The sequence below is a fragment of the Zestosphaera sp. genome (assembly GCA_038843015.1).
GTDB lineage: Archaea > Thermoproteota > Thermoprotei_A > Sulfolobales > NBVN01 > Zestomicrobium.
In genome coordinates, this window is record JAWBSH010000009.1 from 50,389 (window position 1) to 74,967 (window position 24,579).

Here is a 24,579-nt window from a genome sequence, read left to right on the forward strand (position 1 = left end):
CATAGATGTTCGGTGAGGATCTTCATAGAGTCTTGTGAGGTCTTCATACATGGGTGAGGACAAAACTCTTGAGTACTTGCTGGAGAGAGAGTTGAGAGTTGTGAACAGTTATGTGGCGGCAAAAAGAAAGACACTTACAGAACTCTTAAAAGAAGACTACCCACACATCCTCACTCTGAGTGGCGATATACATATGTTTCGTAAATCTGAGTTGATGCTCGCTAAAGAAGTTATAGGAGAAGATGCTGAGAGACTCATGTTGCCAATATACATAGAGCTAATCCCGGCGCAAACAGTCACTACGGGCGTCATAAGAGAAGAAGTAGCTACTAAGCTAATTTCTACTCTCTTAGGAATTCACCACACTACCCCACTCTACGTCTATCCAGTTCAGCTAGCAGAGTTGAGGAGAAAAATAGGAACTCTGATTCAGTACGTTGTCAGTCCTGAAGTTTTGAAGGAAATCAGAGATTACGAGGAGGTCTGGTAATCCGGCTGGAGAAGAAACCAGCACCTAAAGCTTACTCTCTGGTTGGTCGAGATTTTATTATAGCGTACGTTATTGAGGACTTAGGTATTATTAATCCTTTATCGCCCGCCCTCACACCTACCTCGTACTTAGATATCTTAGACAATACTCCTGAAATGACAGACCCGTCAATTAGGTGGAGTTCTAGCTCAACACCTATTAACTCAGCGTCAATTACTGTGTCATTTAGTTGCTCAGTGCTAAAACCGTGGAGGTCTGAAGGCTCTACAGTAGCTGTTAAGATGGCGTGCCTGAAGAGAACATATACTTTATCATTTGATATTACCCCTATCTCATACCTGGAAACTTCATCGACAACTCCTCTGATAGGTTCTGGAGCTCCAAGAACTCTGAACTCTACCTCTCTCCCATTAAATCTCGCGTCAATTATGTTTTCTCTCAGCGGCATTCAAACACCTTAGCATTTATTCTTAGCAAAGTTTTTAAGTATGTTGAAGCTCTATGTAGGGATATTCCTTCATAACGAAGTTGGTAAGCCAAGTCATGAAGTCTTTATCTTTCTTAAGGTCTTCAGGGATATCAGTAAATTCACTGATGATGCTTAAGAAGGTTAAATCTTTAGCTGAGAGTTCCTTACTACTAAGAGAGCTTAGCAATTCCTGAACACTCTTGTATTTCCTCTTAGTTATTACTTTGGGGGAGCCGTCTCTCGCTACCCACACAGCTAAGGTTTTGCCTGAAGAGCTGTGTTTCGTTATAAAATTTAAGAGACCCTTACTAACTTTAGGAGGTCCTACTCTGACCTCATATGAGGGTAAGTCACCTCTGCTAGCTAAGTCTAAAGCTATGAAGGCCTGGTCTAGCTCGTTACTCCAGAAGTCATAATCTATTACGTAAAATCCGTAATTCTCTAACAAACTAGCCAATCTCTTACCGACTCTCTTGAGTTCTCCCCATAAAACGTCTGGAGGCAGATTTCTAGGGACTAAATACCTAAGTAGTAGGACTCTCCTCTCACTCTCGTCAAGAAACTTAATCAACTCACTATGCGGCTTTACTCGCGGTTCATAGAAAAACATTTTTCTCGAGGGCTTTGCGAGGAACGTGTTAGAAGCTATTATGGCTATCTTTAAAGCCCTGTCAGAAACTGCGGATGCGGCGTTTCTCCTAGGGTCGACAGGGTCTGGTACTATCAAGACATCATCTCTAAACAATTTTCTGAGTTCTCTTGGAGTTAGGTGCTCTCGTAGTAGCTTATCATCAATTATTACTACCTCACCCTCGCGCCACCCGCTCACAGCTTTAAGAGCTTCAATGAATGACTCGTACTTTATCACAATTAATTCAGTGAGGTATCCTGAAAATCCCTCAACCTTTACTTCAGCCCCGTAAATACCCATGCTTTTCAAGAACTTCTTTAGTAGCCTTACTTCATCTCTCGTGTACTCGTTTAGTCTAGAATTCACGTATCTGGTGTGGAATGGGGTTCTATCTACGGCAGTCGTTATCTCTTTGGGGTCTTTAGCCCAGTAAGCCGGCACCACGTCGATCTCGAAGTCTTCTACTCGTAGCGTTACGTATGGGTGTGAAGCGTACTTAAGCTGAAGCGGATACTTACATAACTTGCTCTTCAGTAACTGCTTTATGATATTCTCCTCAATCCACTCATTATTTAAGTCTTCTTTTCTTACAAGTATGAATACATCAAGGTCTATGTCGCCCCTAATTGAGGTTCCCTTAGCGAAAGACCCTTCTAAAGAAACTGTGAAGTCGTAGCTTATGTTTAGAGAAGACTCTATTGATTCTCTTATCTCCTTGAATAAGTCGAAACCCTTCCTTATTTCCTCTTCTGTTGGTCTAAGTTCTTTCTTGACTTCCTCAAGTAGCTCGCGTAAGTCTTCACTCAACTTAACCATCCTTTAAATCGACTACGGTGATGTCCGTGTATACAGGACCCTCAGGTCTCAAAATACTCTTCTTTAGTTTTACCTTACTTACTTGAGTAAGCCCGAACAGCGTATTCTCATAAGTTGAGACAACGTTTTTCAGGCACACATTGTCGTAAGAGCCCTTCACCCTACCTACAGTTATGTGAGGTACGAATTCCTCTCTGTCAGGTTCTGCATAACGTCTTAAACACTCTTCTAGTCTGTTTCTTATAGCTCTTAATTTGTCGAAGCCCTCAGTAATTCCTACCCACAACACTCTAGGCCTGCTTACGGAGGGGAACGCACCAACACCCTCAATCCTTACCTGAAACTTGGTGAATTCGTTAGCGCGTGACACACACTCACTTATTTGTGGAACGTAACTGTCAGGAACCTCACCAATAAATCTCAGAGTCAAATGTATGTTCTCGTCCTCAACCCCCTTAATTCCCTTTCCTTTAGAGCAAGACACGATAGCGTCTCTAAACCTAGTCACGTTCCTCAAAACATCGCTATTCTCTATCTCGACAGCTACGAAGAGTCTTACCAAGACTCTCAACCAAATTTTGATCAGGCTTAAATATTTAAAAGATAACTTAAACAGAAATCTTTGGTGTAGGGGCCGTCGTCTAGCTTGGATAGGATGCCAGCCTGGGGAAGCCTCCCCGATGGGTACCTCCGGATCGCTGGTGGTCCGGGGTTCAAATCCCCGCGGCCCCACCAAACAATTCGCGTCGGTCATCTCCTAAGGTTTAGTAAATAATCAGGAGAGAAAATAAGGGCTGAGACGCTTTCTTAAGTCAAGACCTAATACTGAAAAGAAACTTGTTTTTTCTAGGGTCAGGTACTTTCTCTATCTTACCTTCTTTAAGAAGTTTTGTTAAGACTCTTCTTAGTTCAATGTCTAGAAATTCTTCTTTCTTCTCCTCACGTAGATACTTACGTAAATCCTCGAAAGTAGCTGATTTAAGTTCTTTCAACGCGTTGATTACCGTCTCTTCAAGCAATACTGTGTTCCCTCATAACCTCCTTAAGGACTTCTTCCATTATGTTCATCGACCTCTCCATTATTTCTTGCGATATGACTAGGGGAGGTGCTATCCTTATAGCTGAGAACCCAGCACCTATCACTGCAACACCTTTCTTAAAACACTTGGTTAGGAAAGACTCTAATTCCTTCCTAGCGTACTCTTTAGTCTTTCTGTTCTTGACTAATTCTATCCCTATCATCAAACCTTTCCCTCTCACATCACCAACTATCTCGTACTGGTCCATCCATTCCTTAGCTCTCTTCAGCACGTAACTACCAACTTTCTCAGCGTTCTCAAGAAGCTTCTCACTCTCAATTATCTTTATGACTTCAGTGCCAGCTTTCAGAGCTACAGGGTTCCCCCCGAAAGTGCTTGCGTGAGACCCTGGTGGCAGACTCATCACTTCTTCTCTCCCACCCACTACACCTAACGGTATGCCCGAGGCTACCGCTTTAGCCATAGTTATTAAGTCTGGGTCTACACCCCAATTCTCTATCGCAAACCACTTGCCAGTCCTCCCAAACCCGCTCTGAACTTCGTCAGCGACTAGTAGTATCCCGTTGTCTCTCGTTAGCTTCCTTAGTTTGGGGAAGAAGTCATCAGGCGGTACTACGTAGCCTCCCTCACCCTGTATAGGCTCTATGAACACTGCAGCAACTTCTGCAGGGTCTACCATTCTTCTAAATATCCACTCTTCTATAAACCCTATTACCGCGTCACCGCATTCTTCAGGGTCTACGTGGAACGGGCACCTATACGGGTATGGGTAGGGAACGTGGATTATTCCAGGAAGTAGTGGCTGGAAGCCTTTCCTCTGTGCTGGCTTGCTAGCTGTTAAAGACATTGCTCCGTGCGTTCTACCGTGAAAAGAGCCTATGAAAGCCATTATATACGGTCTCTTACCTCCGGCAATACCTTTACTGATCTTCATTGCGGCCTCAATAGCCTCAGCACCGCTGTTACCGAAGAAGAATTTCTTCTTACCAGGAATGGGGAGTATCCTAGACAAGTTCTCAGAATACTCAACTACTTCCTCGTAGTAGAAGTCTGTGAGTGAATAATGTATTAGTTTCCTGACTTGTTCTTCAACAACCTTAACTATCCTAGGGTGACTATGCCCGACATTCATGACAGCAATACCTGAGTTGAGGTCAACGAATAAATTACCGTCAAAATCCTCTATCACAACTCCGTACCCACTCTTAGCAACGAGAGGGTACCACCTAACAAAAGACTGCATTAGCAACTCATGATCTCTCTCGATAATCTCCCTAGACTTAGGACCAGGCGGCTCTACAACTATTTTAGGCAGACTCTTAGGATCGTACCTGTCATAATAATAAAACACTATTTACTCACCAATAGTATTACTCGCGCAAGTATAAAAATTTTACTAACGCATAAAACATTTTTATTGTTAAAAACTAAGCCCTTACAAGATTCGAACCCAACGACTCAACTCACGAGACTCTCAGCCTTAGCTTGAAGTTTCATTTCCTTAAGATTATGTGATATTGAATCACGCAAGCTTTGCTTCCCTCACCTCTTATATCTTCTATGTTTTGTCGTATCTTTCTAGGAAACACTTTCTCGTGCCTAGTATGTTTCCTAGTTACGTTCTCAGACATTATGAATCTATTGCCTAAGAACTTAAGTAGCTATGAGGTACTTACGCACTACTAATAGCTGACCTCCTCCTTGTCCTGAAGAGCGAGGGTTCTGGAGAGGTTTAAGGCTACATCCCCAGGCTAGAGTTGAATTCAGTCCTGTGCTCGGTCTCGGGCGCTCTACCCTACACAGTGCGGGACTTAGTGGCTATAGTTTCTGTCTTGAGTAGGATATCATGTGCTTCTACTAGGTCTGCGTTGAATACTCTGTTGTGTTTGTAGCACTTCAGCAGGCCTCTATATACTCTATTGTGGTTTTGGTCTTTTTATTCTGTATGGTGAGCATGTTATGGACGTGTTCTCTTCACTAACGAGCTCAACCCCGATGCTGCACTCCTCGCATACCTCGGCAATTCTCCTCAGGAGGTATCCGTATGTTCAGACGTGAACTGCTTCGAAATTCACATTGAAGAACTTATCACAGTTTTGAGCTAGGTACCTCGGGTAGCTAACCAAAGCTTTTGAAATACCTCTTCAGTAAGCCACCCCACAGCGTTCTTCATAGCCTAATCAATATAGTTCTTTACTTCCCTTCTCCACTTCTTGTACATTTTCCTAAGCTTCCTAAATGCTTTCAACCCGTGCTGTTCAGCGTGGACTGGTAGTTTACTATCTTCTTCCTCCAGTAGAAGCTTAAGCTCTTCAACACGCTACCTGAAACTATTAGAGCTGAATCGTCTTCCACGTAAGGTTGTTTATACCTATCTATCCGTCAAGTTGGAGTATTGAGGATGTGATAGGAGCTGTAGTGTTAGTATTGGGCTTAACAGGATTCCCTATGCCGATAGACTACGTAGATAGTCTTTCAACAATACCTCAAGACGTAAAACTACTAGTTTATAATCTTGTTAAATTACTGATCTCCGAAAGAGACCCACATCCAGCAGAACTCGTAACGAAACTCATGAATCCGCAAGACCAATCATTTAAATCATGGCATGTCTATAAGTCATCAACCCTTTTAAGGCAAGAGCCGCCGGCGGGATTCGAACCCGCGACCCCCGGCTTACGAGGCCGGTGCTCTACCCGGCTGAGCTACGGCGGCTCACACTATGTATTTTAAGTGTTGAAGGCTTTTTAGTTTTTCTGCCTCTCTGTTTGTCTCTTCTTATTCTTTCTAAGTTACCACGGTCTAAGGACATTGTTTTTCCCTCCTAGAAAACCTGGGGAGTAAGCAACTCATAAAATTTATGATGCTTCACTAACATACGTCAGATTGTGATTTTCGGAAGTGCGGAGACTTAAAAGCTCCTGTCAGTGGAGCTGAGCGGCAGATACTCAGAAATGCTTTTCAGGCTTTATCTTAGTCACCTATCCTCATGCCTAGAGTGCTCGTTCATGGACGGGTGTGGGTTCACCTCAACCAGTGAAGCTGAGTGTTGGGAAAACATTCCTAACTGCGCCCGCTGTCCATACATACATAAACTCTCTTATTGTCTGCTATGAAGTATTCACCCGTCTCCTCAATCTAAAGGGTTTTTAGTAGCAAATGCTCTTCACTTCCGTAGAGCTTGTGTTGTAAGAATCTTGATAATTGAGGTAGCATAGCTGTTGTTGGACTGTAGTAGCTGTATTATTTAACTGCGTTAATATATAATTAAAATATCCTCTTATCTAAGTGCTTCATGGGAGGGGGTGTGAGGGTACGAGTAACATTCCTTGGTAGAGCTAGTGATTTAGTTGAGGGCAGAAGAGTTTATGAAGTTGAGTTGAGCGAGGGCTCAACGCTTGCTGACCTCCTAAAAATTATTAGAGACAAGATTAGTAGGAGAGTTGGTGAGGGGATTCTTGAGGGGAGGCTCTTCCTATACATATCAGTCAACGGAGTTGGTGTACTTAACTTAAATCATGTTCTTAGAGACGGCGACAGCGTGACTTTCTTAACACCGGAGATGGGTGGTTGAGTAAGCTGGTTTAGTCTTCTCTTACTACTCCTCACACTTCCACGACTTTCACAAGTCCAGCTACCTCTAGAAATAGAGCTAGTGTAGACTTAAGTAGCGTTAGAGAACCTTTCGAGTACCTGTGATTGCCTAAGACTAGGTAATCTGAAGTTACTGTGACTGGCACGTTACCTTCAGAGTCTAAGAGACCCATCAAAACAAGCTTCTCATGCTTCCTTATTAACTCGACCAACTTGCTTAGAAACTCTCCGTCAACGTTTGCTAAATCTATTGATGCAGGATCAGCCTCAAGAACTTTACCTAGTCTTACATTACCTAGCTTCTCAGCGATGTCGCTAATCATAACGACCTCTTTCTCGCAAACCTCAATGAGGGGGATGCTCAAACACCAATCCATCAAAGAAGAAACCTCCCTGACGATACCGTCAACGACTTCCCTACTCAACTTAGCTAATTTCAAATCAGTTAACTCGCTCTTAAGTAAATCTTTAATCATTGAAGCTCCCGCTAAAATAAGCGACTACGAAAATAAAAGATTAGATTAGCGGGGTTCGGGCTTCATATTGGTTGATATTGACCCTTGGCTTCACAGACCTCAAGCCTCCTTTCATTGGAGGCCTTATCATTGGTCTCTACCCTTTCAGGGTAACCCCGACCCACAGCTCGCCCTCATCGGGTTCATTGCTGTGGGGGAACCCCCACATCCTGGCTTTAGACGCCCCGCTCACTCGGGTCTTTACCACATACCCACATCGTGAGCGAGCTCAACCCACAATAAAATAACTTACATCAACCATTATAGACCTTCATAAAACCCAAAAACAGTTGCACTAGGCTAGAGTGTAAAGCGAGAAAGACTAGATTCTGTAAAGCTGAGTCACCACAGATTTGAGTTAGATGATTTCAGCTACGTCATTTAGTGCTAGGTAGACAGCAACCCACCCGGGAACGACGATGTTTCTCCCTCTAACTAGTTTTAAGGAGTAATCAAGTATTCTTAATTCCTCTCTAGACGAGTAGCGGGGCCTCACCACAATATCTTTCTTGAAGGGCGATAAGTGCGGGCCTACACTAAAACTCACTAGTTCTGACTCGTTAGTTAGTAGAGTGACTTTTAAGCCTGTCTTGCCGTTCAGTGTATTAATTACTCTAGCGAGCTTAGTGAGGTCTGGAGTGACTAGCTCGTCTATCTCTACCTTAGCACTTACTAACGCTTCCTCGAAGCTTAAGGTCGGGTCTGTCTCCATCAGCTTAAGTGCTCTAGTGTAGAGTGAGGTGAACTTGATAGACTTTGTTTTTCTGCTTCTGATACCGGCTTTCTCCACTCTCTTCAGCTTAATGAAGTCTATTAATTCTCTTCTTTGTCTTGAATCCAGTCTTAACCAATCCTCCTCTCTTGGCCTGACTAGGGTGTGGAAGCCTCTGTGTCCTGTGAAGTACATCCTGATCTCGCTCATGCTGAAGCCGAAAAAGTACGTTAGTATATCAAGTAGTTTTAGCTGCTCTTGCTTACCGACCTCCACACATTCCCTGCTCACTACGGTTAGCGTGGCCTCAGGTATTAAGTGGTATTCCAGGGTTCTACACTCGGGTATATGATCAACGTCTATGTCAAAAAATAACTCAGCGAATATGTATCCTTTGTCTTCTATTTTCTGTGCTGCAGGGTCGCTATACAGAGCTACTGAGTAGTAAGAGTTCTTAGGCGTTTCTTTAACTAAGAAATTCTTAAACTCTATTACGTTCTGGAATGATAAGTGTCTGATGAAGTTGCCGTTAAGAGTCTGGAAAGCAAACTCCCTAAGTATTAAGTCTTCAGGTAGTAAGAAATCGTTTAGTGACTTATAGTAGTCTCTAAGTAGCTTCTGAAGCTGACTATAGTCGCTCTTCTCACTCTGTCCTCGGCGCGACATAGTAACTCAACTTGCTTCCCGAGAGGAACCTCAGCTCGAGACATATGGGCAGGTCGTTGTCTACCATGACGGCTACTTCATCGCTTGATTTAATAGGTTTCTTCATGTATGATAAGTAGTCAATACTGTAGGATACTTCAAACCCTGGGTGCTTAACGTCAGCTTCTTTAAGAACTCCTTTCTCAAGACTCAATATCACTTCTGCCTCACCTAAGTCGCCGAGAGACTTCAGCACCAACGTAGACTCGTCGCCACTCACTCTGAGCACGTCACCAACTTTCTCGATGCTCGCTAGTGCTTCGTATAGTGTGTCGCCGCTCATCACGTACTTATTCGAGTACTCTAGTTCTAGGCTCGGGATCTCCTCGTGCGCGATCTCAAGCCTCAGAGGTATTTTGAATATCCTAGTCACTATGCCGTCAGAGAATTCTATTCTCATGCTGTCTTCTGAGAAAGACATTGAGAGCTTATCATTCCTCCCAGCACTCTTGAGTATCTTGCTTAAGTCTTCCATGCTTAAGTAGACGGTTTTCTCAGTCACTGGCTCGTAAGATTCGAAAGCTTCTTTAGGGATGTAGAACTCTATCATAGCAGTTCTTGAGGGGTCTATAGCCCTAATATGGAGAGCGTCTGGCTTGAGCACGAAGACGCCTGTCTCGCTAAACTTACCCGTAGCTTCTATAACGTGAGACCACACTCTAGCATCAGGAGCCGTAAAACTCAAATCTAACACCAGAAATAATGACATCACAAACAAATAAAAATTAGAATATGCATTATGGTTAGGTGACGAGATGAGGCTGGAAAACATAAGTAAGTTGAGGCTTGTTCCAGGAGATGAAGTCTGCGTTGTTGAGGAGTTCCTGCCCGGTAGAGGGACATACGAGGTGGGGGGCAGAGTCAGGTCTGCAGTCATAGGTTATCCTATAACTAACCTAGACTTAAGAATAGTTGAAGTCAAGTGTGTCAACGACAAGATTCACTTACCTGCTGTAGGTGTCTTAGTTTACGGCTTTGTTATTTCTATGAAGGAAGACTACGCGTTAGTCAAGATCTTCAGTGATTCTAAGTGTGTCAAGTACTCCACTCCCTTCACGGGGATTCTACACGCTTCTCAAGTGCATGAGAAGTACGTGAGGAGCGTCTATGACTTTGTTAAGCCTGGAGACGTGCTTAAAGCTCGAGTGATTTCAGAGAGCCCGCCCTACCACCTTAGTATTAGGGAGCGTCAGTTGGGTGTCATTACTGCGTACTGTAGTGTCTGCGGGGCTGAGCTAGTTAAGCAGGGCAACACGCTTGCGTGCCCTAACTGCAAGACTACTGAAGGAAGGAAGACATCCCCAGAATACGGGTCTCTCAAGTGTGTTTGAGAGAATCAGGTGTTGAGGAAGAAGCGAGTTATGTGTCCTCACGCAGTCAAAATCTCGTTACCCTGTTCTTCTACGCAGGAGTGTCTGGAGCTTGCTGAAGCTCTAACTAGGATTAGGGGCTTAAGAGCTCCTCTAATTAAGCACAGAGTCAAGAAGACTTCCGTTGAGGTCACTATAGTAGGTAGCTCAACAGAGATTGCCTTGACTAAGAGACTGATAATTAAGACGTATGAGCAAGTTAAGAGAAAGACTAGCGGTTAGGTAGTCTCCACGCTCGTAACTAGAACTTTCTAGAGTAAGACTTATTAGGTTTGCGTAGAGTGTGGTTTGTAGAGGGGTAGTGTGAGTGAATGTAAGAGTGCGCAAGTATGCTGATAAGGAGCTGGTTTTAGAGATTGAGGGAGAAGACCATACTTTAGCTAACCTCCTAGCTAAGTCTGCTTTAAGTAATCCACACACGAAGTTAGCTACTTACGTCATCGAGCACCCCCTAGTAGGAGCCCCGGTCCTCAGGATAGTTACTGACGGGACCGACCCGCTCCAAGTTCTCAAGGAAGTAGTGAGTAGTGCTAGGGGGGAAGCTGAGCAAGTACTTAAAGCAGTTAGTAAGGCTTTAGGCACGGAAGAATAACTATCCCCTATAAAGCTAACGGTGTGATATTGAAGAAAGAGACTAGAGTGTTAGTGTATGAGCTTGTTAAGTGTCGTGACGGTAGAGAATATGTAGCTTACTTGATAATGAGGGGGGCTTTTTCGGTAGAGCATGCTGGCCTGCTTGAAGACGGCGTAGATTCTTTGACTAAGTTTATTTCTGAGTCTAGTGTGGGTAGGAGTGTTCGGATCATTACGCATGTTGAGGAGATAGATAAGACAGGCTTGAGTAATTTGACAGAGTATAGTGAGTTTGCTAAGAAGTTTTTCATGGAAGTATATAAGCTGATATGTTGAATAATCCTAATAGCTAGGGGTAAAACGATGTCGTATTTTTGCCCTAAGTGCGGGTCTCTGATGACTGCTAAGAAAGAAAGCGGTAAGACTGTGTTAGTATGTCCTAGGTGCGGCTACAGAAGAGAGCCCTCACAGCAAGACAAGAAATTACCGACGCTATCTAAGAAGATAACTCACAGCGAGAGAGAAAAGCTATACGTGATATCGTCAGAAGACAGTATGAAAACAATGCCTAGAGTTAAGGGCGTTAAGTGCCCTAAGTGCGGCAATGATGAGGCGTTCTACTACGTAATGCAGACTAGGAGAGCTGACGAACCACCCACAAGATTCTATAAGTGTACTAAGTGCGGGCATACCTGGAGAGAATACGAGTAGCTAAACACTACGTAGTAAGAAGATGCTATTAATTTCACTTCTTGTCTGGTGCGTCAGATTATGAGAAGAGTATCTAAAAAATGGTTAGGTATGATTGTTTCCAGAGTGCCGGGCTTCAAGGCGCCTAAGGAGGAGCTAGAGCAGTACGTAACTCCTCCTGACATAGTTGCAGACTTGGTGTGGTCTGCTTTCATGTCTGGCGAGATTGAGGGTCGTGTCGTGCACGACTTAGGGTGTGGAACAGGCAGGCTAGCACTGGCCTCATCTATACTGAGCTCTAAGTATGTCGTGTGTAGTGATGTAGATGAGGACGCGCTTAGTATTGCTGGTGAGGTCTTAACGGCTGGTTCGCCGGCACCTCACGACCTAGTCTTGGCAGACTTGAGGAGAGCACCGCCTTTCCGGAGTAGTGATTGCGTAGTAGTGATGAATCCGCCTTTCGGTGTTAAGTCTAGGGGGGCAGACGTAGACTTTCTTAAGACGGCCTTAACCATCTGCAACACGGTATACTCAATTCATAAGTTGAGTGAGGGTTTTCACGACGTACTAGAAGAAATTATGAGAAGTCTTAATTCAAGGTATGAGTTTTTAAAAGTTGTTAAATTTCCTCTAAGAGCTTCGTTAAGCAAGCACAGAAAGAGAGTAATATTTGTCGACTCAGTAATTATTAGAGCGTCACGCAATATAAAAGATTCCTTAACTTAAGTCTAGTAGATGATGTGTTTGCCGAGTACTGAGAGGTGATGTCGGGACAAAAACTGAGTCTTTTCTTAAGCTTGTCTAGTAGCGCTCAGTATAAATCCTCTCTGCTTAAGCACTCATAGTTTTAAATTTAGCACATCAAATATTCTTTGTGGTGTTAGGGTTGGTCTGGTCTACTCTGAAGATATTGCGCGAGAATCCTGACTTAATGAGGGAAGTACTGAGGAAGAGGTTTATGGATGTTTCCTTAGTTGATAAGTTTCTGGAGCTAGATAAGGAGTGGAGGAAGACACAGACAGAACTTAATAAGTTGAGGCACAAACACAACTTAATAAGTTCTAAAATCGCTAACCTGCCTCCTGGGGAGAGAGAAGCCGCGGTAGCTGAAGCTAAAGAGTTACTCAATAAGATATCTGAGATGGAGAAGAGGCTTGATGAGGTAGAGAAAGAAAGGAATTTAGTACTTGATAGGATGCCTTCACTACTTCACGACTCCGTCCCTGTAGGTCCTGACGAAAGCTATAATGCTGTGGTGCGTGTCTGGGGTAAAGCCAAGGTTCAGCGAAAACACTTGAGTGACTTCCTTAACGAGACTGAAGGTAAGGGTGTTAGGATGGATTACGAGGTAGTTGATAAGGAGTTCGTAGGTCATGCTGACGTACTTGAGTACGTGCTCAGGCTCGGCGACACTATTAAGGCTGGGGAGGTTGCTGGATCTAGATTCTACTACTTGTTTGAGGATCTTGTGTGGCTTGATTTCGCTCTACTCTCTTACGCTATGGACTACTTAACTAGTAAAGGCTTCGTCTTAGTTTTGCCTCCGTACATGCTTAGAGGTAAGTATATGGAGGCAGTAGAAGAATTTACAGCGTTTAAAGACGCTTTATACAAGATTGAGGATGAAGACTTATACCTCATAGCTACTGCTGAGCACCCCCTAGCAGCTCTGCACGCCGGTGAGATAATACCTGAGGACGAGCTACCTAAGCTGTACGTAGGTGTTAGTCCCTGCTTCAGGAAAGAAGCAGGTGCTGCCAGCAGAGACATTAAAGGGATCTTCAGAGTTCATCAGTTCCATAAAGTTGAGCAGTTTGCTTATACGATGCCTGAGCAGTCTTGGGACGTATTCAACCTCTTGATACAGAATGCTGAAGAACTCTATAAAGGTCTTGAAATACCTTACAGGGTAGTCAACATAGCTTCTGGAGAGCTTAACTTAAGGGCCGCTATGAAATACGACTTAGAAGCTTGGTACCCGGCTCAAGGCAAGTTCAGAGAGTTAGTGAGTTGTAGTAACGTCCTCGACTGGCAGGCTTATAGGCTAAACGTAAGGTACATGAGGAGGAAAGGGATGGTTAAAGACTACCTACACATGCTCAACTCAACAGCCATCGCTAGCACAAGGACAATTACAGCTATCTTAGAGAATCATCAAAACGATGACGGGACTATCACAATACCAAAGACTCTAAGGAGATATTTAGAAGTCTTTACTAGAGCACCTAAAGACTACATACACCCGGCTAAGAAAGGAAAACAGTAGTTTATTCTTCCTCACTACTCAAGGCTAGCTTCCTGTACATGTTAAGCATAGCTCTATCTCTGTCTTCCTCCTTAATATGTATTGCTTTATCGTAGAGTTCCTTCAGTTCTTCATCGCTTGCGTAGTCTAGCGGCGTATTCTTGTAGCTCGCATCACTCCACCTAACGTATAGAGCGTCTAGTATCTCCTGAACTCTCTGGTCTGAGTAGAAAGCTATCTTCCTCCACACGTCATCTGTTTCGTCTATCATGTAAGTTAGTTCTTTTATCATCTTATCTCTCTTCACCACAACGCGACACCTACTCTTTATATTGTTTGAAGGCTAATTAAATAGTGATGAGTGAAAATATCTACAGGAAGATAATTGAGTATCTTAAGTCAAACCCAGGAGCTATGCCTAGAGAGATAGCTGATGCTCTAGGAGTCTCTATAGGTATGGTCAGGATAGCTCTTCTTAGATTAAGAGAATTAGGATACGTAGTTAGGTCAGGTAAGGGTGGCTACGTGGTCAAGTCAGGTGCTGGAGACTTAGGAGCACGCAAGTCTGTTGAAGACTTTTATGAAGAGACGCAGAAACAGGCCAAGAGGGAGGCCAGCACGCGAGCAGAGAAAGACTCAAGCACTTTGAGAGAACATCTCGATATAGAGATCAGTGAGTTAAGGAGTGAGGTCAATGAGCTGAAAAAGATTGTTGAGTCTTTGAGTGATAGAGTCAACAAGATCGAGACGGAATTCACGTTACTCATGAAGTCTCTCAAGACCGAGAAGAAAGTCAGGGAAGAGGTTAGTGAGGCAAGTGTAGACGCGATAGTGAGAGTCGATATACTCAGGAATCGCGGAGTCTCAGTAGATTCTCTCGTTAGGTCAGGCAACTACGTGGTCGTGGGCAACTATGTGGTCTTGCACTCATTCATGGAGGAATTCAAGAAGAGATTTCCTATTTCCTTAAGGGAAGTTAAGAACTTAAAAGATGAAGAGAGAGAATTACTGAATGCTATGGTGTCTGAGGGTCTAGCGTACCTGCATGCGGGGAAAGAATACAGACTAGCTTGAGTTTTAACACTTCTCTCTTAAATTCTGTTCTCAAGTATCTCTTTAGCTAGGCTGACTAACCTGCTGATCATGCAGTTGAGAAGCGCCTCACCCTTCTCTCTAGAAGCTAACTCAGGTCTCCCGAAAGAACCCCTACCGTGCGTTTCTCTAGACTCTCCCCTAAAAACGTATGCTTTAGGCCTCTTAGTTAAGTCTAGGGAGTGCCAGAAATCATCATACCTCCTGAAGAATCCTGGAGAGTCTTTTGGGGGTTCCCCTACTAGCAGGTTTAGCGCCATAGCTAAGCTAGTTTCTACCTCGTCAGCGTGTGTGAAGGGTGTGGCGAAGACTTCCTTAATAACATCACCGCATAAATCCCATACGCTGACGAGACTTACTACCAGGCCTGTCTCTTCAGCCACGTCTCTGCACAAGACTCTCAGTAAGTCGTTGTTCCCCGCGTGCCCATTAACCACTACTACGAGAGTCTTAGGACAGTTCCTTGACGCCGAAGTTATGACGTCTTTTAAGTACTTGTAGAGAGACTCGCTACTGACGCTTACGGTGCCTGAGTAAGCAGACCACATAGAGCTTAAGCCGTAAGTTACGGGCGGGAAAACGAGTGTTCTCGTGCCGTCTCTTTCTAGACTCTTGCAAGCTTCTAGAGCTACATGCTCTGCTATCATGTAGTCTAGTCCTAGAGGTAGGTGTGGCCCGTGCTGTTCTGTGCTGCCGACAGGTATTAAAAAGACACTCTTACTGCTCTTGCAGACCTCACTCACTTCAGTCCATGTTTTTAGCCATAACTCACACAAGAGATTAAGACACCCTAAAACTATCTTAGAGCAATATAGGTATTTTAGAGAGCTTCTCTTCTAGTTCTCTAGGCACGCTGAACCCATACTTAACTTCAACGAAGTTTTTCCTGAACTCAATTACTTTCTTCCTCACTTCTTCGGGAGGTCTGCCATCTATTAAGACTTCACGCATGAATTTAGCTACTTCTTTAAAGTCTCCTTCTTTCATGCCTAATCTAGTCATCTCAGGAGTCCCTAGCCTTATTCCTGAGGGGTCTTTCACTGCCTCAGGCGGGTCCCACGGCAGCAGGTTCTTATTAACTATTATGTTGGCTTGCTCGAGTAGCGTGGCGGATTTAGCGCCTCCCCCAAGACTCCTAACGTCTATCACGAACATGTGTGATTTTGTGAAGCCTAGGTGTTCTGTAGGCACCTTAAATCCTTCCTCCACACACGCTTCAGCGAATGCTACGGCATTCTTGACTATCTGCTTCGCATATTCCTCGCCGAAAACCATCATCTCAACTGCTGTTACGGCAGTTGCTGGTAGTCTGTGTAGATGGTGGTTGCTGAGGAACCACGGGAATACTACCTTAGATATCTCTTTATAGAGCTCCTCGTCGTCAGTCATTATGACTCCTCCTTGAGGTCCCGGGAAAGTCTTGTGCGTCGAGGACGTTATTATGTCTGCCCCCTCATGTATTGGGTTACTCCATACGCCGCCTGCTATCAAGCCAAGTACGTGTGCTACGTCGTGAACTAGCTTAACACCGACTGAGTGTGCTGCTTGAGCTATCTCTCTTGTGGGGTGAGGAAACATATAGACAGAACCTCCTAAAGTGACGAAAGCGGGCTTCACAGACTCGATCATCTTGACGGCCTTGTCTACGTCTACATTCCACTTCTCTTGGTCGAAAGGCATCTCAACATGTTCTATGCCTAAAGCACCTAGAGTACCGAACCTAGTGTGTGACACGTGAGCGCCTGCCTGGACAGGAGCTATGAGTGCTTTATCGCCTGGCTTCCCTAAAACTCTGAAGACTGTAGCGTTAGCTATGGTGCCGCTGATAGGTCTTGGCTCAACATACTTAACCTTAAACAGTCTTGACATAAGGTCCATAACAAGCAACTCAACTTCATCAACGTAAGTTAAGCCCTGATAATACCTCTTCTTAGGCTTTCCCTCAGCATACCTGTGCATCATGTCAGTCATGTAGGCTGCCTCAGCTAGAGGAGACATCACATTCTCGGAAGGTATTAAGTTTATCGTCTCAAGTCTCCTCCACCTATTATGAGCTCTAGTCAACTCAACAACACGAATTAATTCTTCAGGCAGACCCAAAACACACCACCTTCACAAGACCTCGTTTTAAAGGTATAGAATGAAGCTTATAAGTTTTCGTCGCTACTAACACAGCAAAATAGCTAGTAATGCGTAAGTTGCTAAGACTAGGAGCAAGACTAACAATTAGCAACGCGCCGAGAACATCAACTGCGGGGAGCCGAGAAGAGTCAGTCATTAGGAAAGTACTAAAACTCGGTTGTGTTTTTATAAAGTCTTAGAGTATAGTTTTATTACTTAGTTTAGAAATATATTATTTAGGTGTTGAAATGAGGAAATTAAGTCTTGGTCAGACAGACTTAATAACTGTGGTAGTCTTGACTGGTGTAGCTCTCTTAATAGGTATTTCTGTGCTTGCGTACTTCCAGACATTATCTAGTACCTCAACTTCTGAAATAGAGAGAGAAAACCTTCTTAATAGTGAGTTAGCTGCTCAGGTAGTTAGGCTGATTTCCGTAGATGAAGCTAATAAAGTCTTGTGGCTTCTCTTCAGGAGACTCGATAACGCTAGTGTTAACTTCCTCGTCATGGTTGAAGCCAAGCTATCTGATGGGAGCACAGAACTCCTCGAATGTAGTAGGGTCTTCTACTACGTGCCAGAGCTAGATACAGACAAGATAGTTTGTTCAGAACCTGGTGAATGCCCTCAAGCAACTACAATCGCTTCATTACCCTACAAAAACTTTCTAGTGAAGCCTGAAGGTAGTAGTAGTTGGGTTGATATAAACGTGTATAAGAGGAGTGTCGGAGAGAATCCATATGCTGCAGGCCGCCGATTAGGCGTGTGCTACGTTACTTATAAGGGGGGTAACCAGATAGTTAAGATAGACTACAGCGATTTAGAGGGTGTCGCTGAGCTCAGAATATACTTACTTAAGTCTTTCGGCAACGACTACTATGTGTTGAGAGTTTACAGGTCTTTGGTGAGATCTTGAGGTTTCTTAGAGGACAGGGTAGCATAGTGATATCCATCATAATTACTTCTTTATTCGTGTTGATAGTTCTGCCTACGGCCATACACTTAATAATCATGACACCGTCTAGTAGTACGGAGTTTCTGCCCGAGACGTATAGCGAGTTCAAAGAGTTAGTAAGTTACGCTACGAGAGAAATTAACGCTACAGTCTTCGTAGATGAGAATAACGTAGTTACTACGGCTATAGTTAATTACGGAATGTCAGAAGTAAACGTGATTACGTTATTTTACAGGTTAGCCCGCCGCGACGGCACCACAACGGTGTTGAGAGAGGAGACCTCAATTAGTGTAGGTCCTAACTCAGTCGTTACGCACCAGTCTTACGAGGTGCAAAACTACTGCTTGACTGACTGTAGGGTAGTGAACGTAATGTTATTAACTGATAAGGGAACCGTAATTAACCCGAGAATATACACTGCAGAGTTTCTGGAGGAATTCATGGTTTCTCAAGAAGTTGCTTTAGTTAAGCTACACACGCACCTACCTCTACCCTACTACGACCCCTCTTCTGTGAGGAACTCAATAGAGAATTCAGGGTTCAGAGTTGCTGACCCAAGACTCTTGGAAGTACCTGCTCAGGGAGTTGATGTCAGAGGAGTTAAGGGCGTTGGTACCGGCGCTTACTACCTACTACAAGAATATCTGGATGTAGCATCAATATCTACGAGTAACGCTCCAGTAGGTAATCTCTACTTAGGTTATAATCCTAGAGACACGAAGAAGTACGACATAATGTTTTCGTGGAATAGAGGAGACAACTTAGACATAACCCTAACTATATCTGGTCAAAACATAAACTTAGGTAGTGTATGTCCTAACGGGTACAGAGTCAAGATATTGGGATTTAGAAACTCAACTAACTATATAATTGGGTTTAGTAACGGTAATAGAATTACCTCGCCTGATCCAGACCCAGCAAGATACTCATACCTGACTAGCAGGCAAGGAGTGAGAATCTCTTTAGTTGGGTCTGCTGAGAGAGTCCGCATCTACTGTAGGAGCTCTAACCCCAATTACGAATCGAGTTACGAGCCCTACATCATGCTGACTAAATTTAATGCGGGCGCGCCAGGACCTTCAATACTAATGGTTTTCGAGGATGTATACTACGGCTTCTATAATTCTAGAAATGATGCGTACAGTACTAGTAGGGGAGGAAAAGTCGTGCAAGATGTTTCTACTCAGCCTTTACTGCTTGTGTATAACTCGACTACGATGGTCATAACAAACTCGAAGTATCTTGGCGTTGTTTTAGTAGTTAATTATAGGTTCCATGATAACGAGGGTAACGACTTCTACGGCGTTAGTGCTGATAGAGTTATTTTTGAGGTAGGTTTGGTGGACTCAGAAGGTAATGTGTTGGCGAGCAGGACATTCACTTTTAAGGAGCTCACTAGGTATGAAGATACTTATCCGCCGAGAGCTCAGGCTCAGTCAGCCACGGTATTCATACCTCTGCCGCGTCCTGAAGTCACGGGAGGCGCCAAGACTTACTATCCATTCATAAAGATTCAAGACCCGTATGGCGGGACGGGAAATCTAGACGACCTAGATTTCATGCTCTTAATTGAGGGTTTGGGGGTGTTATTGATTAGTTGATTAGAGTCTCTCCTATTAGGTTTAGGAAGGCTGTTGGTGAGGCAGTAGCCGCGGTTTTCGTCTTACTCCTAGTATCAGTATTTTTTGCTTTTGCAGTGCTTAACGTGCCTCGACAGCCTCAAGCGATTGTAAGGTCTGTTATGAGTGATTTAGAGAAGATGATTGGTGAGAGTCTCCAGCTAGTTTTTATTAATGAGTCTGCTTGGGCAGTCTTGAACGCAGGTTCTTACGATACCTCCGTAGAGAACATAATAGTTTTAGGGAGTGATGGGTCCGTGAAAATCTTAGAGCCTGTGAGTCAAGTAGAGTTTGGTTACAGGCCTGCTTCTTCATGCGTGATTACGCCTTCAAGGTATTTGAGGGTTGGGGAGAACGCTACTATATCGTGTGTGGGTGGGAGTCTAGCAGGCTTAATCACTACAGCCGGTAGAGTTATTGATATGGATCCCAAGCTCTACACCAGGATAGTAACGTCTGAATCTATAAACCAGACCATACTTCTAGAATCTAGCGTGGTAGAAGACCTCACGAGGTATCTTGAAAACGCTAGTCTCTTATTGCCGGGTAGCGACTCTATCAGGACACACAACATAGGGTTGAGGCTGATTAGCAGAGAGCTTAACGCACTTATAGACTTAGAAATTAATTTCTCACAGGTTTTCATAGCTAGATCACCTAGCGGCAAGTGGAACCTACTCATAACCGGCTATGACTCACCAGGGTCTACGAGGTATGTTAAGATAAACGAGAATAAGTACGTGATAGGCGCTTCAGGCTACTATAAGAGATACAGGATACTCGTGCAGGAATATGACGGTCCTATAAGCTTAGATGGTGCTCCCGTCACAACTCCCGCAATATTCAGGTGTTCTAACCCTTCATGTGTACTCAGACTCTCGGGTAGTGCTAGCTTAATATCTTTTTATGCTAACGTAGACGGACTCGCGGCTAACACGCTTGGTTTCGAGCCTTACGTCCTGATAGGGGATGTCACGGGCTCTGGGTTCATGGCATTAATCTTCACCACTATAGACTCAACTACTAGTGGTGACGCTACCACATACAATGACAGGAACAGGTACGGGAGCTTACTAGACTATACTCAAACTCCTCTAAGACTAGTTTTCAGTAATTTCGAAATAAATAATACTAAATATAACTTAGCCGTGTTGAGCGTGAAGTTCACGTTTCTAGATAATTCAGGCGTTGACGTTGATGAAGCAGACAACAGGATTATTGTGAGACTCGGTCTATACGATGCTCAGAGGAGAGTCTGGGTTTACAAATATGACTTGAGTTACTACGAGTTATGCAGGTATGAGGGGTCGAGCATCACTAAAGACTTAGTTTTAAGGATACCTAAGCCTGATGAAGTCGGTCCTAGAGTCTACTACATAGCTCTAGAGTTGTCTGACCCTTACTTATACTCCGGTAGTGGCGTGAATGACTTAGACGTAATGTTTATCTTGGAGTATATAGGTATAACTCTTGGTGTTAGGAGATGAGGTCTTCAAGACTTAGTTTAAGGAGAGGGATCTCAACACTCCTCTTATCTACGTTAATTATAGCGGCGCTACTGACTTCTACAGCGTCTGTCTATATGTTGTCAAGTACTTTAAGGCGTTCAGCGGCTTCAGGAGCTTACTCGCTAATACAGTATAGTGAGTTACACGACTTAACACGCCTAGCTATAATTCAGGAAGAAGGGTACAACCTCAGAGTAACTAACATAGGTGTTATTCCGACAGAGCTTCAGTACGTCGTCGTTGACGAGGGGTACGGGATTAAGATAGTGGAAGTCTCGTCTCTCGCTAGTAGTTGTGGTGAGAGCTTACTCAAGCAGGGTCAAGAATGCGTTTATTTCGGGTTAAGTGGGAGAGTCGTTGCGTTAGTAACTAGTGCGGGAGTCGTAGTAAGGCCTGAGTACGTAGGTGTTAGGGGCGAGATGGTCGGCGCGACTTACATGAGTTTAATCCCTCTTGAAGGAGTCTACACTCCTGAAGACTTGAGTAAACTCTTCAACATACCTAGTGAGTTGATAGATTTGCCGCTGGCGGGTGGTCAGGGGAGGAGGTACGCTGGCATGAGAGGAGATAAACTCTTCTTGATAACAGCTAACGATATTCGCGGTAATGTTGAGGTAGTTACGGGGAGCAAGAAAGGCAACGCGTTCGAGGTTGCTCCTATAGGTTTCGGCGTCATGTTAATTGGTTACGACCCTGCTTGGTTGAGGCATCCTTACGGCGCACCACAATACACTATAATCTTGACAATACCTAAAGACGTCCCTCAACAGAACTACTTAGCTATTGGGGGGCAGAAATTATCTGATTATGGTAGCAGAGATTTGAGAGTAGTTATTAGGGGCTTCAGAGGAGTGATAAAAGTGTATAATGAGTCGACTCTCGTGGCCTGTACGGGGAGCTCTTGTGCGAGAGACGTTCTCGGTGCTTGGTACTATGGCTATAGGAGTTCCTCGTCTGACCCGAACCCTACTCTTATGGTGGAGTTAAGCGGCTTAGCAACTCAAGTCCTTACGTTTAAGAGGATTGCGTCGGGGGAGGGAGGTACTCAAGCAACTACGTACTACCCATACCTCTTCATAGGAGATCTTGACGGAAACGGAGTTAACGAGGTAGTCTTCATTACTGAAGACGCTTACTACGGCGGTAGCAGTCAATACAATGACAGGAACCCGCTTGACCCCAAAGTAACACTACTTGACTACTCGGAAGTCCCCCTACCACTAACACTTAACTTAAGCGGTATTACGGGGAGTGCTGACGGCTCAATACCTGGCTCAAGATTCTCAGGCTTAATAATAAACATAAACCTAGTATTCCACGACAACTCATACCCTGACGGCGAAGCCCAACTTAGCGATAACGACGACACGAAAACACTCTTGAGGGTATCACTCATTCAGAAAGACGACGCCGGTAACATAGTGTCGAAGTACATAATCAGGGAATATGACTATCAAGAAATATGCAATTATCACAAAACAATAATCAGAGACTTCATAAACGACAACTACTTCGTTAAGATACCTCAGTCTCTTTACGTCCCTATACCTGGGTCGGGCAAGTACTGGGTCTTAATAGAGATTATGGACCCATACAGCTACACGGGAACAACAAACGATGTAGACTTCACCATAGGCTTTGAGATAATATCAATCTTACCACTATCTAGGTAGGAAGAACTCTACCCTGTAGGGTATGAATCCCGCGAGAGTAAGTGACGTAACCAAGAACTGAATTACCACCGAGCTCAGGACCAGGTGCTTAAGGAAGTACTCACGACTCCCCATCAAGTGCTTAATGAGTAAAGCAACGTTAGCGTATAGTAGCGGGAGTGCGTTCACGTAATACCAATCAAGAGGTCCGGGCAAGATAGTCGTTAAAGAAACCCACCCAGCCAAGCAAACAAGACTCTCGCTAAACCCAGACTCACGAGCCAAAACACAGTAAGTGTTAATCAGCAGTGAAGGAAGCATCACATACCAAAACACAGAACCCAAACCTAAACCAAGATACACGAAAGAATCAGAGCCAGGAACGAACGTAGAGTTAATCAAGACCTGCGTCGAGTCTACAGTAGAGAAAGTGAGAGTGAAATCACCGCCGTAACGCCACACCTCAACCTTACTAATAAGCTTCATCAACCCGTTAACAGCTATAGGTAACGAAAACCCGTGCCTCCAAGACATGTAAGAAAATATATCTATATGATGCTGTATAACAGCATAAGGACCCAACATCAAGTCAGCAACATACGTAAGAAGGTACGAGACAAAAGCAACACAAACAAAAACAAACAACCCCTTAATAAACCTCCTACTAACAAACCCCCAACGCTTAACAAAAACATACATGAAAACAAGAAAGTAAGGAGCAACACTAAACTTACAAGCAACCCCCAACCCGAAGAAAACCCCTGAAGCAATCAACGAAGACCTAGAAAGAACAAAATAAAGAGAAAGTAAGAAAAAGAATACAGCCAGAGGATCGAGAAGAAGAAACCTATGAGAATTAATAAAGACAGTATCTAAAATCAAGAAAAAACAAGAAAAGAAACCAAGCAACTCAGAAGCAAATAAATTCTTAACCAGAAAATAAACAAGCAAAGAAGAACCAAACATAAGAAACAAATAAAAAAACCTACCAAAACCAAACAACGTAGCAAAACCAATCAAGTACTTACCGAGAGGAGGATGCTCAAAATTACAGCTAATCGGAGACGTTAAATTAACTACATACTCAAGGCCACACTTAATATATATAAATTCGTCGTAATAACTCGGAAGACTCGAATTAAAAGATGTAAGACTTGCTAGAGACACTATCCAGATTAACATCATTAAGAACAAAGTGACGTGCTTAGATCTAAGGCAGGTAAACCTTCCAAAGCAGTTAGTTAACATCAATGATAAAAGACACCTGAATCCTTTAATCTCATTAAGTTAAATGAGATAGTATAAAAAAGCTTTTACATTTTATGTTTCAGGCATACTAACTTACTTTGCTTGAACGTTAGCTGTAAACACGTTACCAGCTCTAGTGTATATTTTTACTTGATATGTAGTTCCTGGAATAGGGTTACCAGCTGCGACTACTATGTAGCCTTCCTGACCAGGAGTCAAGGAGACCTCTGTAGCGGTACCTGTACTAGTAGTGAATCCCGTGCTAAAGCCGAAGTTAGAGGTGGCTGTATAAAGTCCCACTATCTCTATCCTGTATATTACTGCTGTAGCACTTCCAGTATTCTTCACGTGTAGGATTAATATCTTAGTATTGGCAGTAGCGTTTATAAAGCTATCTGGATATACCTGCAGCGTCTCTGTTGCTCCGAAAGACCCCCATATTCCCATTATCCAGCCTATTACGCCTATTGCTATTACTAGTGTTACTGCGATTAGAATTACTGTTGCTAGTATGGGTGATATTGCTTTGTTTAATT

28 protein-coding genes and 2 tRNA genes are annotated in these 24,579 nt (G+C 43.7%); 15 read left to right on the forward strand and 15 right to left on the reverse strand.

Translation table 11 applies throughout. The features are described from left to right. The first annotated feature begins 49 nt into the window (after nucleotides 1–49). Nucleotides 50–490 (forward strand): DUF61 family protein, encoded by a 441-nt coding sequence (locus QXL29_06805; GenBank protein MEM2284302.1) that lies wholly within the window; start codon nucleotides 50–52, stop codon nucleotides 488–490. Between the two features lie 31 nt (nucleotides 491–521). Here the strand turns inward: QXL29_06805 and QXL29_06810 are convergent, their stop codons facing one another. The 3 genes from QXL29_06810 to thpR are packed head-to-tail and all read right to left on the reverse strand — an operon-like array spanning nucleotide 522 to nucleotide 2,977. After that, nucleotides 522–938, reverse strand: coding sequence for a hypothetical protein (locus QXL29_06810; protein ID MEM2284303.1), 417 nt, complete (start codon nucleotides 936–938; stop codon nucleotides 522–524). 34 nt (nucleotides 939–972) lie between these two features. Continuing rightward, complete coding sequence (gene cca, locus QXL29_06815) at nucleotides 973–2,406, reverse strand: CCA tRNA nucleotidyltransferase (GenBank protein ID MEM2284304.1); 1,434 nt, start codon at nucleotides 2,404–2,406, stop codon at nucleotides 973–975. Beyond that, the gene (gene thpR, locus QXL29_06820) at nucleotides 2,399–2,977 is read right to left on the reverse strand and encodes an RNA 2',3'-cyclic phosphodiesterase (GenBank protein MEM2284305.1); all 579 of its coding nucleotides are present in this window, start codon (nucleotides 2,975–2,977) and stop codon (nucleotides 2,399–2,401) included. Before thpR ends, cca begins: the two co-directional genes overlap by 8 nt. 59 nt (nucleotides 2,978–3,036) lie before the next feature. On the opposite strand from thpR, the gene QXL29_06825 reads away from it, so the two are divergent. Beyond that, nucleotides 3,037–3,141, forward strand: a tRNA-Pro gene (locus QXL29_06825). A 77-nt stretch (nucleotides 3,142–3,218) separates the two neighbouring features. On the opposite strand, the gene QXL29_06830 is transcribed toward QXL29_06825, so the two are convergent. The 4 genes from QXL29_06830 to QXL29_06845 form a co-directional block, all read right to left on the reverse strand. Continuing rightward, nucleotides 3,219–3,425: a hypothetical protein gene (locus QXL29_06830; protein ID MEM2284306.1), complete on the reverse strand. Its 207-nt coding sequence runs from the start codon at nucleotides 3,423–3,425 to the stop codon at nucleotides 3,219–3,221. After that, a complete protein-coding gene (locus QXL29_06835; protein ID MEM2284307.1) occupies nucleotides 3,418–4,797 on the reverse strand; it encodes an acetyl ornithine aminotransferase family protein in 1,380 nt (459 codons plus the stop codon). The genes QXL29_06830 and QXL29_06835 overlap by 8 nt, the downstream gene beginning before the upstream one ends. A gap of 142 nt (nucleotides 4,798–4,939) precedes the next feature. Next, the gene (locus tag QXL29_06840) at nucleotides 4,940–5,077 is read right to left on the reverse strand and encodes a hypothetical protein (protein ID MEM2284308.1); all 138 of its coding nucleotides are present in this window, start codon (nucleotides 5,075–5,077) and stop codon (nucleotides 4,940–4,942) included. A gap of 1,010 nt (nucleotides 5,078–6,087) precedes the next feature. Beyond that, nucleotides 6,088–6,161, reverse strand: a tRNA-Thr gene (locus QXL29_06845). 592 nt (nucleotides 6,162–6,753) lie between these two features. On the opposite strand from QXL29_06845, the gene QXL29_06850 reads away from it, so the two are divergent. Continuing rightward, on the forward strand, nucleotides 6,754–7,020 hold the full coding sequence (locus tag QXL29_06850) for a MoaD/ThiS family protein (protein ID MEM2284309.1): 267 nt from the start codon (nucleotides 6,754–6,756) through the stop codon (nucleotides 7,018–7,020). 31 nt (nucleotides 7,021–7,051) lie between these two features. Here the strand turns inward: QXL29_06850 and QXL29_06855 are convergent, their stop codons facing one another. From QXL29_06855 to QXL29_06865, 3 genes are all read right to left on the reverse strand, one after another. Continuing rightward, nucleotides 7,052–7,516, reverse strand: a complete 465-nt coding sequence (locus tag QXL29_06855) for a hypothetical protein (protein MEM2284310.1) — start codon at nucleotides 7,514–7,516, stop codon at nucleotides 7,052–7,054. 397 nt (nucleotides 7,517–7,913) lie between these two features. Beyond that, nucleotides 7,914–8,933 (reverse strand): hypothetical protein, encoded by a 1,020-nt coding sequence (locus QXL29_06860; GenBank protein MEM2284311.1) that lies wholly within the window; start codon nucleotides 8,931–8,933, stop codon nucleotides 7,914–7,916. Next, complete coding sequence (locus QXL29_06865; protein MEM2284312.1) at nucleotides 8,911–9,657, reverse strand: DNA polymerase sliding clamp; 747 nt, start codon at nucleotides 9,655–9,657, stop codon at nucleotides 8,911–8,913. Before QXL29_06865 ends, QXL29_06860 begins: the two co-directional genes overlap by 23 nt. A 70-nt stretch (nucleotides 9,658–9,727) precedes the next feature. On the opposite strand from QXL29_06865, the gene QXL29_06870 reads away from it, so the two are divergent. From QXL29_06870 to serS, 7 genes are all read left to right on the forward strand, one after another. Further along, the gene (locus tag QXL29_06870) at nucleotides 9,728–10,303 is read left to right on the forward strand and encodes an exosome complex RNA-binding protein Csl4 (protein ID MEM2284313.1); all 576 of its coding nucleotides are present in this window, start codon (nucleotides 9,728–9,730) and stop codon (nucleotides 10,301–10,303) included. A gap of 12 nt (nucleotides 10,304–10,315) precedes the next feature. Beyond that, nucleotides 10,316–10,564, forward strand: coding sequence for a hypothetical protein (locus QXL29_06875; protein MEM2284314.1), 249 nt, complete (start codon nucleotides 10,316–10,318; stop codon nucleotides 10,562–10,564). Nucleotides 10,565–10,649: 85 nt separating this feature from the next. After that, nucleotides 10,650–10,934: a DNA-directed RNA polymerase subunit L gene (locus QXL29_06880; protein MEM2284315.1), complete on the forward strand. Its 285-nt coding sequence runs from the start codon at nucleotides 10,650–10,652 to the stop codon at nucleotides 10,932–10,934. 29 nt (nucleotides 10,935–10,963) lie between these two features. Continuing rightward, nucleotides 10,964–11,251: a hypothetical protein gene (locus QXL29_06885; protein ID MEM2284316.1), complete on the forward strand. Its 288-nt coding sequence runs from the start codon at nucleotides 10,964–10,966 to the stop codon at nucleotides 11,249–11,251. 27 nt (nucleotides 11,252–11,278) lie between these two features. After that, the gene (locus tag QXL29_06890; GenBank protein ID MEM2284317.1) at nucleotides 11,279–11,626 is read left to right on the forward strand and encodes a transcription factor S; all 348 of its coding nucleotides are present in this window, start codon (nucleotides 11,279–11,281) and stop codon (nucleotides 11,624–11,626) included. Between the two features lie 60 nt (nucleotides 11,627–11,686). Further along, nucleotides 11,687–12,331, forward strand: a complete 645-nt coding sequence (locus QXL29_06895) for an METTL5 family protein (protein ID MEM2284318.1) — start codon at nucleotides 11,687–11,689, stop codon at nucleotides 12,329–12,331. Nucleotides 12,332–12,491: 160 nt separating this feature from the next. After that, nucleotides 12,492–13,871, forward strand: a complete 1,380-nt coding sequence (gene serS / locus QXL29_06900; GenBank protein MEM2284319.1) for a serine--tRNA ligase — start codon at nucleotides 12,492–12,494, stop codon at nucleotides 13,869–13,871. 1 nt (nucleotide 13,872) lies between these two features. Here serS and QXL29_06905 read toward each other — a convergent pair whose 3' ends face one another. Then, nucleotides 13,873–14,160, reverse strand: a complete 288-nt coding sequence (locus tag QXL29_06905) for a hypothetical protein (protein MEM2284320.1) — start codon at nucleotides 14,158–14,160, stop codon at nucleotides 13,873–13,875. 47 nt (nucleotides 14,161–14,207) lie between these two features. Here QXL29_06905 and QXL29_06910 point away from each other — a divergent pair, with 47 nt between their 5' ends. Beyond that, a complete protein-coding gene (locus QXL29_06910; protein ID MEM2284321.1) occupies nucleotides 14,208–14,924 on the forward strand; it encodes a winged helix-turn-helix transcriptional regulator in 717 nt (238 codons plus the stop codon). 17 nt (nucleotides 14,925–14,941) lie between these two features. Here the strand turns inward: QXL29_06910 and QXL29_06915 are convergent, their stop codons facing one another. Further along, nucleotides 14,942–15,718: a creatininase family protein gene (locus tag QXL29_06915; GenBank protein ID MEM2284322.1), complete on the reverse strand. Its 777-nt coding sequence runs from the start codon at nucleotides 15,716–15,718 to the stop codon at nucleotides 14,942–14,944. Nucleotides 15,719–15,743: 25 nt separating this feature from the next. Continuing rightward, the gene (gene glyA, locus QXL29_06920) at nucleotides 15,744–17,042 is read right to left on the reverse strand and encodes a serine hydroxymethyltransferase (GenBank protein ID MEM2284323.1); all 1,299 of its coding nucleotides are present in this window, start codon (nucleotides 17,040–17,042) and stop codon (nucleotides 15,744–15,746) included. Nucleotides 17,043–17,311: 269 nt separating this feature from the next. Between glyA and QXL29_06925 the strand changes: the two genes are divergently transcribed. The 4 genes from QXL29_06925 to QXL29_06940 are packed head-to-tail and all read left to right on the forward strand — an operon-like array spanning nucleotide 17,312 to nucleotide 22,816. After that, complete coding sequence (locus tag QXL29_06925) at nucleotides 17,312–17,977, forward strand: hypothetical protein (protein ID MEM2284324.1); 666 nt, start codon at nucleotides 17,312–17,314, stop codon at nucleotides 17,975–17,977. Next, nucleotides 17,974–19,617 (forward strand): hypothetical protein, encoded by a 1,644-nt coding sequence (locus QXL29_06930; GenBank protein MEM2284325.1) that lies wholly within the window; start codon nucleotides 17,974–17,976, stop codon nucleotides 19,615–19,617. The genes QXL29_06925 and QXL29_06930 overlap by 4 nt, the downstream gene beginning before the upstream one ends. Next, nucleotides 19,614–21,122 carry a hypothetical protein gene (locus tag QXL29_06935; GenBank protein MEM2284326.1) on the forward strand — a complete coding sequence of 503 codons (1,509 nt, stop codon included), beginning with the start codon at nucleotides 19,614–19,616 and terminating at the stop codon, nucleotides 21,120–21,122. Before QXL29_06930 ends, QXL29_06935 begins: the two co-directional genes overlap by 4 nt. Continuing rightward, entirely contained in the window at nucleotides 21,119–22,816 is a 1,698-nt protein-coding gene (locus tag QXL29_06940; GenBank protein ID MEM2284327.1) for a hypothetical protein, read from the forward strand. Before QXL29_06935 ends, QXL29_06940 begins: the two co-directional genes overlap by 4 nt. Here QXL29_06940 and QXL29_06945 read toward each other — a convergent pair. Both QXL29_06945 and QXL29_06950 read right to left on the reverse strand, forming a co-directional pair. Continuing rightward, nucleotides 22,805–23,980 (reverse strand): phospholipid carrier-dependent glycosyltransferase, encoded by a 1,176-nt coding sequence (locus tag QXL29_06945; protein ID MEM2284328.1) that lies wholly within the window; start codon nucleotides 23,978–23,980, stop codon nucleotides 22,805–22,807. The genes QXL29_06940 and QXL29_06945 overlap by 12 nt on opposite strands. A gap of 156 nt (nucleotides 23,981–24,136) precedes the next feature. Continuing rightward, nucleotides 24,137–24,579, reverse strand: a 443-nt coding sequence (locus QXL29_06950) for an archaellin/type IV pilin N-terminal domain-containing protein (protein MEM2284329.1), incomplete at its 5' end; no start/stop codon positions are given.